General features: G+C 73.2%; 14 protein-coding genes and 1 tRNA gene. 7 read left to right on the forward strand and 8 right to left on the reverse strand.

Annotated elements, in window-relative coordinates; all coding sequences use genetic code 11:
* Window positions 1-7 precede the first annotated feature (7 nt).
* Both ACFY0K_RS24105 and ACFY0K_RS24110 read left to right on the forward strand, forming a co-directional pair.
* The gene (locus tag ACFY0K_RS24105; protein WP_390641597.1) at window positions 8-1,336 is read left to right on the forward strand and encodes an SDR family NAD(P)-dependent oxidoreductase; all 1,329 of its coding nucleotides are present in this window, start codon (window positions 8-10) and stop codon (window positions 1,334-1,336) included.
* Window positions 1,333-2,520, forward strand: a complete 1,188-nt coding sequence (locus ACFY0K_RS24110; RefSeq protein WP_390641598.1) for a ribonuclease inhibitor — start codon at window positions 1,333-1,335, stop codon at window positions 2,518-2,520. The genes ACFY0K_RS24105 and ACFY0K_RS24110 overlap by 4 nt, the downstream gene beginning before the upstream one ends.
* A gap of 3 nt (window positions 2,521-2,523) precedes the next feature.
* Here ACFY0K_RS24110 and ACFY0K_RS24115 read toward each other — a convergent pair whose 3' ends face one another.
* Together ACFY0K_RS24115 and ACFY0K_RS24120 are read right to left on the reverse strand one after the other, a co-directional pair.
* Entirely contained in the window at window positions 2,524-4,338 is a 1,815-nt protein-coding gene (locus tag ACFY0K_RS24115) for an AAA family ATPase (protein WP_390641599.1), read from the reverse strand.
* Window positions 4,339-5,742: a hypothetical protein gene (locus tag ACFY0K_RS24120; RefSeq protein WP_390641600.1), complete on the reverse strand. Its 1,404-nt coding sequence runs from the start codon at window positions 5,740-5,742 to the stop codon at window positions 4,339-4,341.
* Between the two features lie 91 nt (window positions 5,743-5,833).
* Between ACFY0K_RS24120 and ACFY0K_RS24125 the strand changes: the two genes are divergently transcribed.
* A tRNA-Trp gene (locus tag ACFY0K_RS24125) sits at window positions 5,834-5,907 on the forward strand.
* 23 nt (window positions 5,908-5,930) lie between these two features.
* On the opposite strand, the gene ACFY0K_RS24130 is transcribed toward ACFY0K_RS24125, so the two are convergent.
* The 5 genes from ACFY0K_RS24130 to ACFY0K_RS24150 all read right to left on the reverse strand — a co-directional run bounded on the left by ACFY0K_RS24130 (window position 5,931) and on the right by ACFY0K_RS24150 (window position 11,250).
* Window positions 5,931-6,776 (reverse strand): hypothetical protein, encoded by an 846-nt coding sequence (locus ACFY0K_RS24130; protein WP_390641601.1) that lies wholly within the window; start codon window positions 6,774-6,776, stop codon window positions 5,931-5,933.
* A gap of 68 nt (window positions 6,777-6,844) precedes the next feature.
* The gene (locus ACFY0K_RS24135) at window positions 6,845-7,819 is read right to left on the reverse strand and encodes an acyl-ACP desaturase (RefSeq protein ID WP_351955901.1); all 975 of its coding nucleotides are present in this window, start codon (window positions 7,817-7,819) and stop codon (window positions 6,845-6,847) included.
* A 227-nt stretch (window positions 7,820-8,046) separates the two neighbouring features.
* Complete coding sequence (gene ddaH / locus ACFY0K_RS24140; protein WP_390641602.1) at window positions 8,047-8,823, reverse strand: dimethylargininase; 777 nt, start codon at window positions 8,821-8,823, stop codon at window positions 8,047-8,049.
* A 98-nt stretch (window positions 8,824-8,921) separates the two neighbouring features.
* Complete coding sequence (locus ACFY0K_RS24145; protein ID WP_390641603.1) at window positions 8,922-10,559, reverse strand: ABC-F family ATP-binding cassette domain-containing protein; 1,638 nt, start codon at window positions 10,557-10,559, stop codon at window positions 8,922-8,924.
* 274 nt (window positions 10,560-10,833) lie between these two features.
* Complete coding sequence (locus tag ACFY0K_RS24150) at window positions 10,834-11,250, reverse strand: SsgA family sporulation/cell division regulator (RefSeq protein WP_390641604.1); 417 nt, start codon at window positions 11,248-11,250, stop codon at window positions 10,834-10,836.
* A gap of 202 nt (window positions 11,251-11,452) precedes the next feature.
* Between ACFY0K_RS24150 and ACFY0K_RS24155 the strand changes: the two genes are divergently transcribed.
* The 4 genes from ACFY0K_RS24155 (at window position 11,453) to mmpA (ending at window position 13,896) form a co-directional block, all read left to right on the forward strand.
* Window positions 11,453-12,556: a WD40/YVTN/BNR-like repeat-containing protein gene (locus ACFY0K_RS24155; RefSeq protein WP_390641605.1), complete on the forward strand. Its 1,104-nt coding sequence runs from the start codon at window positions 11,453-11,455 to the stop codon at window positions 12,554-12,556.
* A gap of 41 nt (window positions 12,557-12,597) precedes the next feature.
* Window positions 12,598-12,930: a plasmid stabilization protein gene (locus tag ACFY0K_RS24160; protein WP_390641606.1), complete on the forward strand. Its 333-nt coding sequence runs from the start codon at window positions 12,598-12,600 to the stop codon at window positions 12,928-12,930.
* A gap of 66 nt (window positions 12,931-12,996) precedes the next feature.
* Window positions 12,997-13,689, forward strand: coding sequence for an endonuclease V (locus tag ACFY0K_RS24165; RefSeq protein ID WP_390641607.1), 693 nt, complete (start codon window positions 12,997-12,999; stop codon window positions 13,687-13,689).
* Between the two features lie 60 nt (window positions 13,690-13,749).
* Window positions 13,750-13,896 (forward strand): morphogenic membrane protein MmpA, encoded by a 147-nt coding sequence (gene mmpA / locus ACFY0K_RS24170; RefSeq protein WP_390641608.1) that lies wholly within the window; start codon window positions 13,750-13,752, stop codon window positions 13,894-13,896.
* A 4-nt stretch (window positions 13,897-13,900) separates the two neighbouring features.
* Here mmpA and ACFY0K_RS24175 read toward each other — a convergent pair whose 3' ends face one another.
* Window positions 13,901-15,079: a saccharopine dehydrogenase family protein gene (locus tag ACFY0K_RS24175; protein ID WP_390641609.1), complete on the reverse strand. Its 1,179-nt coding sequence runs from the start codon at window positions 15,077-15,079 to the stop codon at window positions 13,901-13,903.
* Between the last annotated feature and the right edge of the window lie 31 nt (window positions 15,080-15,110).

The following is a 15,110-nucleotide window of genomic DNA, read 5'->3' on the forward strand; positions in this document are numbered from 1 at the left end:
GGGGCGGATGGGCGAGGCGATCACCGAGGCGGAACTGGCCGCCTTCCACGAGGTCGTGGGGAAGCTGCGGGCGCTGCCCGTTGACGACCCGGTGCGGCTGCGGGCCGAGCAGGTCGCCGCCTCCTTCGCCCGTGACGGACGGCTGCGCCGCCGCCGGACGCGCGGCGCCGAGACCTCGCAGGCCGACGCCGCCGTGATGGCCGCGACCGCGACCGGTGCCCTGGACCGCCGCGAGGACGCGGCGCTGGCCGTGCCCGGCACCGGCGGCGTCTTCCGCAAGCCGCGCACCTGCTACGTCTGCAAGTCGCCCTATCGACAGGTCGACACCTTCTACCACCGGCTCTGCCCCGACTGCGCCGTCGACAACACCGCGCGCCGCGCCCTGACCACGGACCTCGGCGGCCGCCGTGCGCTGCTCACCGGCGGCAGGGTGAAGATCGGCTTCCAGCTGGCCCTGATGATGCTCCGCGACGGCGCCGAGGTCCTGGTCACCTCCCGTTTCCCGCAGGACACCGTGCGCCGCTTCGAGGCCGCCCCCGGCAGCGCGAAGTGGCTGGACCGGCTCACCGTCCTCGCCGTCGACCTGCGCGACCCGCGCCAGGTGCTCGGCCTGTGCGAGGAGTTGCGGCAGGAGGGCGAACCGCTGGACATCCTCGTCAACAACGCGGCCCAGACCGTGCGCAGACCGCCCGAGTCGTACGCCCTGCTGGCCGCCGGCGAACCCGACGCGCTGCCCCCGGGTGCCCGGCAGGCTCCCGGATTCACCCCGATGCGCAGACTGGCCGGCTCGGCCGCGTCCCTGCCCGTCGCCCTGCGCGAGGCCGACGAGGCCGGGCTGCTGCCTGATCCGTCGCCCGAGAACTCCTGGTCGGCCCGGCTGGGCGCCCTCGACCCGGCCGAGGTCCTGGAGACCCAGCTCGTCAACGCCCTGGCCCCGGCCCTGCTGTGCGACCGGCTGCTGCCGCTGCTGCTGGCCTCGCCCCGGCCGCGCCGCTACGTGGTGAACGTGACCGCGGTCGAGGGCCGGTTCGCCGTCCGCAACAAGACGGCCGGCCATCCGCACACCAACATGGCCAAGGCCGCCCTCAACATGCTCACCCGCACCAGCGCCGCCGAACTCGCGGAGCGGGGCGTCCACATGTGCGCCGTCGACACCGGCTGGATCACCGACGAGAACCCGGCCCCCAAGAAGGCCCGGATCGCCGGCGCCGGCTTTCGCACGCCCCTGGACGTCGTCGACGGTGCGGCCCGCGTCTACGACCCGATCGTGCGCGGCGAGGCCGGGGACCCGGTGTCCGGGGTGTTCCTGAAGGACTACCGGCAGGCGGAGTGGTGAGCGAGGACCCTGAGGACAGGCGGGAGACGTTCGCCGGTGTCCCGCACGTCGTGCCGCGCCCCGCCGCCGAACTCGCCCCGCTGCTCGACTGGCTGCGGGCCGGCCGCCCGGCGGGGGAGCGGCTGGACTTCACCGCCGGCACCGCGCTGCCGGACGGCCGCCTCGACCTGTGCAAGCAGGACGTCGGCCCGGCGGGCGCCGCCCTGATCGCCGAGGCCCTCGGTGAAGGGCCCACTCCGGTACGGCACCTGCTGCTCGGCACGGACGCGCTCGGCGACGCGGGCGCCGAAGCCGTGGCCGGTTCCGGCGCCGAGGTGGAGACGCTCTACCTGGGCTGCAACGGCATCACGGCGGGCGGCGCCTGCCGGATCGCCGACCAGCTGCGAGCCTCGCCGCAGGTCGTCACCGGGGTATGGCTCAAGCGCAACCCGCTGGGCGGCAGAGGCGGCCGGGCCGCCGCCGAACTGATCGCATCCGCCCGCTCCTTGCGCACCCTTGACCTCGTCCAGACCGGACTCGACCCGGACGGAGCGGCGGAGCTCGCCGACGCGCTGCTCGCCGCGGCCGGCAACGGACGCCGGATCGAGCGGCTCTTCGCCGGCGGCAACCCGCTGGGCGCGGCCGGGGCACGGGCCCTGGCCGCCGTCGTCGCCGGCGGGGGGCTCGGCGAACTGTACGTGGCCGCCGCCAGGTTGGGGGACGCGGGCGCGCTGGAGCTGGCCGACGCCCTGGACCGGGCGCCGTACGGGCGGCTGACCCGGCTCGCGGTCGCCAGCAACGGCATCGGACCGGCGGCCGCCGCCCGCCTGGTGGCGGCAGCGGCCGGCGCCGGGGTGACCCTGCTCGACCTGGGGCGGGTACGTGCGGCGGCCGTCCTCGCCGCGGGCGACAACCGGATCGACCTGGCCGCCGCCGACACGATCGGCCGGGCCCTGTCCGCCTCCGAACACCGCCTCGCCCACCTGGTGCTGACCCACACCGGGATGCGCAGCCGCGAGGCCCACCGGCTCCTCGACCACGCGGCCCGGGCCGGCACGGCCACCCGCTACCGCCTCGGCGCCGGTATCGCCGCAAGCGTCAAGCGCCGCCTGGCCGGCCTCAGCGCCCACATCCAGGCACCCACCGTCCCGGCCGACGTGGCCGCCGTACACAGCGTGCACCGGACCGCACCGCCGCGGACCTGACCGTCAGCTCCCGCGCAGGTCCGTGAAGACCTCCGTCCAGTACCGCTGCTGCCGCTCGGACGCCCCCACCAGGTAGGTCGCGCGCAACTTGGCCGGCAGCAGGGCCACCAGGCGGCTCACCGCCGCCCGGTGCCTCTTCAGCTGGGACAGCTCCGCGTTGGCGAGGATCTGGTGCACCACGTCGCTGTCGTCACCGCCCTCGCCGGAGTGCGCGGCGGCTCTGCGCAGCCGGTCCTCCCAGACGTCGACGTCCCGGGCCAGCTCGCGCAGGCCCGTCACCGGGCGGCCCTTGAAACGGTCGACGAGGGCCGTCAGCGGCACCGGCGCGTACTCGCCGTCGCCGAGGTAGACCGTGGCCATCTCCAGCGGCAGTCCCTTGCGGTGCAGTCTGACGAGGCGCTCCAGGGTCCGCTTGGTGATCCAGGCCCTTCCCTCGTCGTCGATGTCGTGCTTCCACCACTCCAGGACCGTCTCGGCGTCGCGGCCGTACCGGGCGAGCAGCCACTCGTTGGCCGGGATGTCCTCGGGCTCGACCAGGAGCGACGCCGTGAACCGGGTCGCCTGGGCGATGTTGTTCCGCGACACCAGCAGCTTGCGCCCCAGGTGGTACGGCGGGTTCTGCACGGCTATCTGGGCCCGCAGGTTCTCGATCCGCTGTCCCGCCAGCGACCACTCCTGGGTGACCTCCATCAGCTTGGCGAACGCGGCCCGGTCCTTGGGCCGGTTGTACTCGTCCCACACGATCGCCTTGGGCTCCGGCCCCGTGAAGGGCGCGGCGAGGAGGTTGTCGAGCGTGCCGTCCGGGGACGGGACCGGCGCGCACAGGTCCTCGACGTTCGTCACCGGCAGCGAGAAGTACAGGGCGTCCCGGCCGAGCCCGTCGCGCAGGGTCTCCCGGACCAGCTCCGTCTTGCCGCAGCCCGGCGGCCCCTGGAGCAGCACCGTCCAGCGGTTGCGCAGCGCCGCCCGCACCACCTGCCGCACCGGGTCCGCGACCGTCGCGGGGTTGGCGACGCCCACGCTCGCGGCGATCCGGTCGAGGATCTCGGCGGTGCGGTTCTGCCCCGGCCGTCCGTCCGGGCCCGGCTCGGCCAGCCGCAGCCGCCCGCCGTCGACCAGTGGCAGGCCCCAGCGCAACGGGAAGCCCTCGCGCGCGTTGGCCAGCACGTGGTCGAGGGTGCGCGGGGAGAGCAGCTCGCGCAGGGCGGGGGAGAGGGACGCCCACAGGGAGAAGACCGGACGCAGGTCCCAGGGGCGGTACTTGGCCGCGAGATGGCGGCGCCACGACGTGTCGTTCGCGGTGATCCGGATCGTCACCATGCGGTCCAGCAGCGCCAGGTCGCCGCGGCGTGCCGAGGTCTCCGTCAGCGACTCGTTGTCGGTGAGGAACACGCCCACGCAGCCCAGGGCGCGCAGGTCGTGCTCGCCGAGCGTCCAGTTGCAGGCGACCTGCATGAGCTGCGACTGGATCGTGTCGCCCGCCTGCAGCGAGTCGTCGATGAGCAGCACGAACGGCCGGTCCGGCCGGAGCCGGCCCATCACCAGCTGGCGCAGCACCAGCTCCCCCGTGCGCGGGTCCCGGACCGGTGCGTTGACCAGCAGGTCGTCCGGGGTCAGGTTCGCCGCCGGCACGTACACCAGCGAGGTGTCCGGGTACGCGCGGGCGAGGTGCGAGAAGAACGTCGCCGTCTTTCCGATGCCGTGCTCGCCGAAGACCTGACCCGTCTGCCGCAGGTCGATCATCGCGTCGATGAAGGATTCCAGACGGGACGAGGCCGGGCGCTGCGGCTGCTGTGTCTGCTGTGTCTGCGTGCTCATCTACCGCGATCCCGTCGTGACGCGATGGCAGTCCATCGCGGGCGTGTGCGTCTCGGGCCAGTCGTTGCCGCCCTCGGTGATCAGCCAGATCCATTTCTCCGGCGCGGCCGGGGTGATCGGCGGCGCGTAGCCGTCGGTGAGGACGAGGACCGCGTCCGGGTCCACCTCGCAGCGCCGGCCCGCCACCTCGGCACGGCCCTCCACGTAGTCCGCGACCGCCTGGAAGCTGGTGCCGCCCCCGCCGTACACCCTCTCGCCGGGCCGGAACGGCATCACCACGGCGTCGAAGGACAGCCAGTGCGCCGCCACCCCGTCGATCCGGCCGACGAGCCGGGTGAGCCAGTCCACCACCCGGTCCGGCATCGAGCCCGAGGTGTCGTAGGCGATGACGAGCACCTTCTCGCGCACCGGGCCGCGCCGGGCGAGCATCGGGTCCTGGCCGAGGGCCGCGAGCAGGGCGCCGCGCTTCTTCGGGTACACCAGCCGCTCGCCGTCGCGGAGCCGGGAGCCCAGTACGTCCACCAGCCAGCGCTGCCACCAGTCGATGGTCCGGGTGCGGGTGGTCTGGCCGCGCAGCATGCCCGCGCCCAGCTTCCCCCAGAGCCTCGCGGCCCGCGCCGACCCCTCCTCCGTACGGTTCAGGAGGTCGAGCAGCTCGCGCTCCGCGCCCGCGTGGCCGCGCCGGGCCGCCAGCAAGGAGTTGAGCAGCGCCGACGACGTCACCTCGTCCACGGTCGCCTGGTCGGCGGGGACCAGGCCCTCCACCAGGTGCGGGCACAGCGGCGGCGGCACCGGCGGCTCGCGCATGCGCTTCAGCTCGCCATAGATCCGCAGGTCCGTCTCGGTGAAGGCGTCGTACGTCAGCGGCTCCAGGCCGTGGGCCGTCAGGTCGTCGTGGTAGGCGTCGTAGACCGCGCGCGGGTCGACGCCCGTCGGCCGGCCGTCCAGCACCGGCAGCTCCGTGCGGCCGAGGCGGACGAGGGCCACGTGGTTGACGGCGACCTCGGCGGCGAGCGCGAACACCGGGTCCTCGCGCAGCTCAGGACCGGCCAAGAGGTGACGGTGCACCAGGTGCCGGGCCTCGTGGAACAGCACGAACTTCACGCCGTCCAGTCCCAGCCCGACGAAAAAGTCCGGGTTGTAGAGCAGCAGGCAGGTGCCGTCGCCCGAGGCGACCACGGCCGCCGTGTCCACCGCCGTCGTCGGGATCTGGTGCGGGCACTTCGAGTACAGCCACGAGGCGACCGTCGACTCCGTCAGCCCGAAGTCGAGCAGTGCGGCCTCCTTCAGCCGCTGCGCCCGGGCCACGACCTCCGGATCCGCCGGGCGGTACGCCTCGAGTGCCCTGCGGTCGGCCAGGCCGACCACTGGAGGGCGTGGCCGCCCCCGATCTCCGTACGACATGTGCCGTCCCCCGCCGCGCAGTTCCCCCGGAGCTCCATTGGTACCAGCCGGCACCGACAACGGGCCAAGGCATTACGATCTGCCGCAAGGGCGGGGCCGTAGCGCAGAGGCAGGCGCACCGGTCTCCAGAACCAGAACACGCCGGTTCGAATCCGGCCGCCCCGTCCCCCTGGAGCGTCTCGAACGGGCTAGGCGATGGCCCCCGCCGTCCTGACCAGTTCCCCGGTCGTGCCGTGGAAGGTGTCCAGGAGCTGGGCCAGTACCGCCCAGGCCTCCTCGCGGTCGCCGAGGTGGTCGTGGACCAGCGGGCGCAGTGCGTCCTCGGTCTCGGCGGCGCGGCGCGGGAACATCACGTGGCTCAGGGAGAGCACCTTCAGGACGTCCAGGGCCGGTCCGTGGTCGAGGGCGTACGCGGCGGGCCCGTCCAGGATCCCCGCCCGGCGGACCCGGAAGTCGAACTTGCGGTGGGTACCGAACTGGGCGCGCAGGGAGGGCGGGCAGTCCGGGCGGACGGACAGGGCCCAGCGGACGTAGCCGGGCAGGGAGTTCTCGCGGTCCGCCTCGGCGACCGTCTGCCAGTGCTCGCGCCGGTAGACCATCGAGGTGGCCGCCCGTGCGGCGGCCATGGAGCCCGACTCGCGCAGCGCCGGCACCAGCCCGAGGCGGGCGACCCGCTCCGGGACCGGCGGCTCGGCGTAGTCGTCGCGCAGGACCGGATCGACCTCCACCGCGAGCAGTCGCCCCGGTGCGAAGGGCACGCCGTCCAGGATCGCCCGCCGCAGTGCCGTGTCCCGGTCGGTGAGCAGCCGCCAGACGACGGCGTTGAGATCCGGGTCGTCCTCCTGGAGCATCCACAGCACGACCGAGGACGGCAGCGCCGGCAGCCCCCAGGGAATGCGGCGCCTGGCCTCGCGGGGATCCTCCGGCGCGGGCCGGGGCAGCCCGACACGCGCGCGTACCCGGTCGGCGTCCGCGGGGTCGATCAGGTCCAGCAGGAAGCCGACCGCCCGGCCGGAGGTGATGTCAGCACGCATGCGCGCATGATGCCGCAGGCCACCGACAGGGTGCACCGGAGAATCCGGGCGCCCCCTCGGTCGGGGCGTCAGGCGCCGGCGCGCGCCGCCATCCGGGCCTTGCGCGCGGCCAGCTTCTCGTCGAACTTCGTGGCCTCCGCGTCCAGTCCGCCCATGAACAGGCCGAGTTCCTCCTGCGCCTTGAGGCCCTCAGGGCCGAGGCCGTCGATCTCCAGGACCTTCAGATGGCGCAGCACCGGCTGGAGCACGTCGTCGTGGTGGATGCGCAGGTTGTAGACCTCGCCGATCGCCATCTGGGCCGCGGCCCGCTCGAAGCCGGGGATGCCGTGGCCGGGCATGCGGAAGTCGACGACGACGTCCCGTACCGCCTGCATGGTCAGGTCGGGGGCCAGTTCGAACGCGGCCTTCAGGAGGTTGCGGTAGAAGACCATGTGCAGGTTCTCGTCGGTGGCGATGCGGGCCAGCATGCGGTCGCAGACCGGGTCGCCGGACTGGTGGCCGGTGTTGCGATGCGAGATGCGGGTCGCGAGTTCCTGGAAGGCGACGTAGGCGATGGAGTGCAGCATCGAGTGCCGGTTGTCCGACTCGAAGCCCTCGCTCATGTGCGACATCCGGAACTGCTCCAGCTTGTCCGGGTCCACCGCGCGCGAGGCGAGCAGGTAGTCGCGCATCACGATGCCGTGCCGGCCCTCCTCGGCGGTCCAGCGGTGCACCCAGGTGCCCCAGGCGCCGTCCCGGCCGAACAGTGAGGCGATCTCGTGGTGGTAGCTGGGCAGGTTGTCCTCGGTGAGCAGGTTCACCACCAGTGCGGTCCGGCCGATCTCGGTGACCTTGGAGTGCTCCTTCTCCCAGGCCTGGCCGTCCTCGAAGAAGCCGGGGAAGTTACGGGCGTCCGTCCACGGCACGTACTCGTGCGGCATCCAGTCCTTGGCGACCTTCAGATGCCGGTTCAGCTCCTTCTCGACCACTTCCTCCAGGGCGTACAGCAGTCGCGCGTCGGTCCACACGGACGGGCTGCCGAGATGGGGAGAAGTGATCGTCACGAGAACTCCAGGGGGACGCCGAACAAGAGCGGATGAACGGGAGAGGACCGGCGAGCGGGGCCGGAAACCTACGTGATCGTAGGCTACGAATCCGTAGGTTACGAAGCCGTAGGTTAAGTGCGCTGTAAACACTGCTGATCAGGCCCGGTGCACAAGGCGAATCGGGACATGCCAAGCAGCCCCGGGACGCGCAGGTCCCGGGGCTGAAGAGGTGAAACGATCACCCGTCAGGCGTACAACTCCCGCAGTCGCACCGAGAGGCACGTCACACACCCCTCAAGTTTCTCGAACTCGGAAATGTCCACCGTGACCACCTCGTGGCCGAGATCGGCCAGTAGTTCCGCGGTCTTCGGGGCGCTCGCCGACATCAGCAGCTTGCCGCCGCCCAGCAGCACCACATGGGCGCCCGCCTCCTCGGGCACCGCCAGGAAGCCCGGGAACAGCGACGGCCGGTCCACGTTCGGGATGTGGCCCAGAATCGTTCCGTCGGGCAGCGCGGTCACCGCCGACTTCAGGTGCAGCACCTTGCTCACCGGTACGGCGACCACCCGCGCGCCCAGCGGCTCGAACGCGGCCCGCAGTTGCTGCACCCCGGCAGCGTTGGTCCGGCCGCCGCGGCCGACGTAGACGGTGTCACCGACCTTGAGGACGTCACCCCCGTCCAGGGTGCCCGGCTCCCAGATCCAGTTCACCGAGCAGCCGAGCCGGGCCACCGCCTCCTCGACGCCGGCCGTCTCCGCGCGCCGGGACTCGGCGCCGGGCCGGGTGATCAGCGCCACGTTCTTGTACATGACGACCGCGTCCTCGACGAACACCGAGTCCGGGCAGTCGTCCTCCGGGTCCACCTCGACGGTCTCCCAGCCGTGCGCGCGCAGCGTCTCCGCGTACGCCTCCCACTGTTCCTGCGCGAGCTCGACGTCGACCTTCTCCCGCTCGATGTGCGTCACCAGGCCTTCGGCAAGGCGCGGGCTGGGGCGGCGGATGAGGGCCTTCTTGCTGGGCACGTCGGGTCTCCGGGGTCGGTGATTCGGTCCGGCGCCCATTGCCGGGGCGCCGGACCGCCATCATGCAGGGCGGATCGGTGTCGACAAAACCCCCGTTGTCAGGCTGTGCCCTCACCGAGACGCGCCACCTCGTCCGGAGTTGTGCCGGTCAGCTCCCCGTCCGCCATCAGCAGCCACCGCGTGATCCCGATCGACTCCAGGAACGGCAGGTCGTGACTGGCGACGACCAGGGCGCCCGCGTACGACTCCAGGGCCGTGGTGAGCTGCCTGACGCTCGCCATGTCGAGGTTGTTCGTCGGCTCGTCCAGCATCAGCAGCTGCGGCGCGGGCTCCGCGAGCAGCAGCGCGGCCAGTGCCGCCCGGAAGCGCTCGCCGCCGGAGAGCGTGCCCGCCTGCTGGTCGGCCCGGGCGCCCCGGAACAGGAAGCGGGCCAGCCGCGCCCGGATCCGGTTGTTGCCGGCGTCCGGTGCGAACCGGGCCACGTTCTCGGCGACGGTCAGCCCGTCGTCGAGAACGTCCAGCCGCTGCGGCAGGAAACGCATCGGCACGTGCGCGTGCGCCGCGCCCGCGACCGGCGCCAGCTCCCCGGCGATCGTCCGCAGCAGGGTCGTCTTGCCCGCGCCGTTGCGTCCGATCAGGGCGATCCGCTCGGGCCCGCGCAGGTCGAGGATCCCCTTCACCCGCGAGCCGTGCGCGAGCTCCAGGTTCTCCAGCGTCAGCACGTTCCGGCCCGGCGGTACGGCCGTGTACGGCAGTTCGACGCGGATCTCGTCGTCGTCCCGTACCGCCTCCACCGCCTCGTCCAGCCGCTCCTTCGCCTCGCTGAGCCGCTCCTCGTGCATGATGCGGTGCTTGCCGGCGGACTCCTGCGCGGCCCGCTTGCGCGCCCCCATGACGATCCTCGGCTCGCGCTTCTGCTCGTACATCTTCTGGCCGTACCGCTTGCGGCGGGCCAGTTTGACCTGGGCGTCGGAGAGTTCGCGCTTCTGCTTGCGGACGTCGGCCTCGGCGACCCGCACCATGCGCTCGGCCGCCTCCTGTTCTACGGCGAGGGCCTCCTCGTAGGCCGAGAAGTTGCCGCCGTACCAGGTGACCTCACCGCCCCGCAGGTCGGCGATCTGGTCGACCAGGTCGAGGAGTTCGCGGTCGTGGCTGACCACGATCAGTACGCCCGGCCAGGAGGCGACGGCCGCGTACAGCCGCTTGCGGGCGTACAGGTCGAGGTTGTTGGTGGGTTCGTCGAGCAGCAGCACGTCAGGCCGCCGCAGGAGCAGCGCGGCCAGTCGCAGCAGCACCGACTCGCCGCCGGACACCTCGCCCACGGTCCGGTCCAGGCCGATGTGGTCAAGGCCGAGTTCGCCGAGGGTGACCAGGGCGCGCTCCTCGACGTCCCAGTCGTCGCCGAGCGCCTCGAAGTGCCGCTCGGACGCGTCGCCCGCCTCGATGGCGTGCAGGGCGGCCCGCCGAGTGGCGATGCCGAGCACCTCCTCGACGCGCAGCGCGGTGTCGAGCGTGACGTTCTGCGGGAGGTGGCCGACCTCACCGGTCACCTTCACCGAGCCCTCGGCGGGGGTGAGTTCCCCGGCGACGAGCTTCAACAGCGTCGACTTCCCCGAGCCGTTGACGCCGACCAGGCCGGTGCGGCCGGGGCCGAAGGAGATGTCCAGGCCGTCGAAGACGGGGGAGCCGTCGGGCCAGGCGAAGGAGAGGGACGTGATGGTCAGGGATGCTGACATGGGCGCCTCGCGGTTGCTTGCGGTGTCGGGGGACAGACGCGTGTCGAGACACCGCGAGGCAGAAGCCGAGAGGGCCAGGGAGAGATCCTGCGCCGGGAGGACGGCTCACACGCCGAGGTCGAACGCCACAGACACACCTCACGGGTGTGACGCGGTGTCTCAGGACCTCAGACGAGCAACGTCCTTCTCCAATCGGCGGCAACAGGACCGGATACACGTTAGGAGGGGCCACCTGGAGTGTCAACGCAATTAAGCACCGCCGGGAAACGCCTGGTCAGCAGGCGTCCCGCATCAGCTCGGCCAGGTCGTGGTCCAGGTCCAGCTGAAGGTGTTCGAGACCGGTGGGCACCAGGTCGCCGGTGGCCTGCAGGAACCGGCGGATCTCGCCGGAGCGCACATGGACGACGGCGGTGCCCTCGGGAGCGTGGAACTCCAGCACGGTCCGGTCGTAGCCGTACGGCCGCACCCGGACGTCCCCGTTGCCCTCCGGCGCGTGCAGTCCGGCGGCCAGCAGCTCGCGGGAGAACGTCCAGCAGACGTCGACCCCCTCCAGGGTGGCCGGGGCCGGGAAGGTCATGCGCACGGCGAAGGGGTCGTCGCGGTCGTAGCGCAGGGTGGCGGGAATGCTCGGCATGCGCGGTGACGCGGCGACCAAGCGGGCCTCTACGGGCTGCTCGATGACGGTGGACAACGCCTTGCTCCCTCGTGACGGTGGTACGGATTCCCGGGTGTGTGAGACCTGGCACTGGAGGAGACGAAGGAAGCGGCCGATCCGTGCACAGGTTGGGCGAGTGACCTCTGTCACCGCCTTCATTCACACCCGGGGCTTACCGGTCAGAGGGGTGGCCGGGCCCTCTGGACGGCGTCGCGGCGGTCGGCTAGCTTCGCGCGCCATGAGGCGCTTGGGGAGCACGCGACGCACTGGACGAGCCCGACGCACCGGCCGAGCGGTCGCGGTGGGGGTGGCGTGCACCGCGGCGCTGGCCGCACTGACCGCCGGTTCCGCGCAGGCCGGCGCCCGGGTACCGCACTGGGCGCTCAAGGACACCGGCACCCCCGGCGTGCGGTTCCGGGGCCTGGCCGCCGTCGACCGGCACACCGCCTGGCTGGCCGGAACCGGCGGCACCGTGCTGCGCACCACGGACGGCGGGGCCGGCTGGCGGAACGTCTCCCCGCCGGGTGCGGGCGACCTCCAGTTCCGGGACGTCGAGGCGTTCGACGCGCGCCGCGCGGTGGTGCTGGCCATCGGCGAGGGCGAGGCGTCCCGGGTCTACCGCACCGACGACGGCGGCCGGACCTGGACGGAGTCCTTCCGCAACACCGACCCCGCCGCCTTCTACGACTGCATGGCCTTCTTCGACCGCCGCCACGGCCTCGCCATGAGCGACCCGGTCGACGGGAAGTTCCGCATCCTGTCGACGAGCGACGGCGGCCGGTCCTGGCGCGTGCTGCCGGACGACGGCATGCCGGCCGCCCTGGCGGGCGAGGCGGGCTTCGCGGCGAGCGGCCAGTGCATGGTCACCTCCGGCCCGAAGGACGCCTGGCTGGCCACCGGCGGCGGCGCGCACGCGCGCGTGCTGCACTCCGCCGACCGCGGCCTGACCTGGACCGCCGCCGACACCCCGATCCCGGCGGGCGACCCGGCCAAGGGCGTCTTCGCCCTCGCCTTCCGGGACCGCGGCCACGGCCTCGCGGTCGGCGGCGACTACCGCCCCGACCAGGCCTCGCCACAGGCGGCCGCGGTCACCCCGGACGGCGGCCGCGGCTGGCTGCCCGCCGGCACTCCGCCGCCCGCCTACCGCTCGGGCGTCGCCTGGCTCCCGCACAGCCGCACCTCGGCCCTCGCCGTCGGCCCCACGGGCACCGACCTGACCACCGACGGCGGCCGCACCTGGCGCACCGTCGACACCGGCTCGTACGACACCGTGTCCTGCACACCGGACCTGAGCTGCTGGGCGGCCGGCGAGCAGGGCCGGGCGGCACGCCTGGAGAACTGACCCGGGGGTACCCGTTCCTCGCCCACCGGAAAGGAGCGGTCATGCCACGCGGATCCAGCCCCAAGCGGGAACGGCAGTACGAGCACATCAAGGAGAGCGCGCTCGACCGGGGCGAGAGCGAGGGGCGCGCCGAGGAGATCGCCGCCCGGACCGTCAACAAGGAACGCGCCCGGTCCGGCGAGTCCAAGACCGCGAGCCGCACGTCCACGCAGGACATGTCGTCCGGCCGGCGCGGCGGGAAGCGGTCCCACAGCGGCGCCCAGGGCCCGACCTACGACCAGCTCTACGAGGAGGCCAAGCAGCGCGGCATCGAGGGCCGCTCGGACATGAACAAGGCGCAGCTGCAACGGGCTCTGAACGCCAAGAAGAGCTGAGCCCGCCGGACGCCGGTCGAGCCGTCACCGCACGCGCGCGTGGCACGCCGTACGCTCGTGCCCACCATGACGACGACCGTAGGGGTACCCGCGGGCTGGCCCGCGACCGAGGAACAGGCCCTGGCCGTACAGGACGGGCTGCGCGGGCGGGTGGTCCTCGACGAGCTCGGCCCGCCGCCCGGCACCGGGCTGGTCACCGGCGTCGACGTGGCCTACGACGACGAGCGGGACCTGGTCGCCGCGGCGGCCGTCGTGCTGGACGCGGCGACCCTGGAGGTCGTCGCCGAGGCGACCGCCGTCGGCCGGGTCTCCTTCCCGTACGTGCCGGGACTGCTCGCCTTCCGCGAGATCCCGACCGTACGGGCCGCCCTGGACGCGCTGCCCTGCGCGCCGGGCCTGGTCGTCTGCGACGGCTACGGCCTCGCCCACCCGCGCCGCTTCGGCCTCGCCAGCCACCTGGGCGTCCTCACCGGCCTGCCCACCATCGGCGTCGCCAAGAACCCCTTCACCTTCGCGCACGACGCCCCGGCCGCCCCGCGCGGCAGCCACACGCCGCTGCTCGCCGGCGCCGAGGAGGTCGGCCGCGCCCTGCGCACCCGGGACGACGTCAAACCGGTGTTCGTCTCCGTCGGCCACCGGGTGAGCCTCGACAACGCCTGCGCCCACACGCTCGCGCTCACCCCGGAGTACCGCCTGCCGGAGACCACCCGCCGTGCGGACGCGCTGTGCCGCAGGGCGCTGCGTGAAGCTCAGGCCTGAGTGACGATTCTGAGTACGAGTACGGATGCCGCCGTTACAGTCCGGCGGCAGGCTGGCCGCATGACCACACACCGTGCCCCCGAGTCCGTCGCCGCCTCCGCCCAGCCCGTCGAGCGCACGGTGACGGCCGCCCTGGTCCTCGCCGTGGTGGTGGGGTTCGGATGGATGGCCGGGATGCTCTACACCGTGATCCAGTGGCAGTCCTAGGGGGTCAGCGGGTCGCCGCCACCCGGAAGCCGATGCCCGCCGTCCGCAGCCGCTCGGTGAGCGCGTCGCCCATCGCCTGCGCGGTGGTGACCTGGCCGGCCGTCGGCGGCAGTTCGTCGAAGGCGAGCGAGAGGGCGGCCTCCGCGAACATCTTCGCCGTCTCGCCGTAGCCGGGATCCCCGCCCGAGACCTCCGTGAAGACCCGCCGTCCGCCGCCCTCGCCCACGAACCGGACCGTGAACCAGCTGCGCGCCCGCTTCTCCGCGTCCGGCCCGTCCCCGGGCCTGAGCCGGTCCGACAGCCAGCGCCTGGCGGACGGCAGCTGGGCCGCCGCGGCGACCGCGCCGACGGCCGCTATCCCTCCGAGCGCCACCGGCAGGTGCCTGACGGCCGCGTAGTGCCGGTAGCGGAAGTCGGGGCCGTAGCGGTCCAGGGCCTTCGCCGAGCGGCGCACGATCTGGGCGTCGATCGTGGGCAGCGGCAGCGCCCAGGCGCCGACCTCGGGCGCGAACCGCGGGGCACCCGTCGGCGCGCTCGTCCGGCGGCTCATCAGACGGGGCTCGTGGCGGGCGCGGTCCCGGGCGGCGGCGAGCATCTGCCGGGGGCGTGCGAACTGGTCCAGCACGGAGGCGAAGGTACCGCCGGAGAAGGTGGCGTCCGCGGTGACGAACCCGTCCACGGTCAGCGGCACGCCCTCCGGCAGCTGCCGGACCGTGAAGTACGCGCCCAGGTCGTGCGGGACCGAGTCGAACCCGCAGGCGTGCACCAGGCGGGCGCCCGTCTCCCGCGCGCGTGCGTCGTGCCGGACGTACATCAGGTCCACGAACTCCGGCTCGCCGCACAGGTCCAGGTAGTCGGCACCGGTGTCCGCGCAGGCCGCGACCAGGTCCTCGCCGTAACGGCCGTACGGGCCGACCGTCGTGGCCACCACGCGCGCGTGCTCGGCGAGGGCGCGGACGGTGGCGGGCTCCGCGACGTCGGCGCGCAGCACGCCGACTGCCGCGCCGCCCGGCAGCCGCTCGCGCAGGGCCTCCAGCCTGCGCTCGTCCCGGGCCGCGAGCGCCCAGCGCAGGCCTTCGGGCGCGTGCGCGGCGAGGTATTCGGCGGTGAGCTCGCCGACGAAGCCGGTGGCTCCGAAGAGCACGAGGTCGTAGGGACGGTCCGTCGTCTTCAGCCTGCTCATGACACCTCTCGGTCGTGCAACCCGTGCCGTT

It is taken from the genome of Streptomyces sp. NPDC001507 (genome assembly GCF_042894765.1).
In the GTDB taxonomy this organism is placed as follows: Bacteria; Actinomycetota; Actinomycetes; order Streptomycetales; family Streptomycetaceae; genus Streptomyces.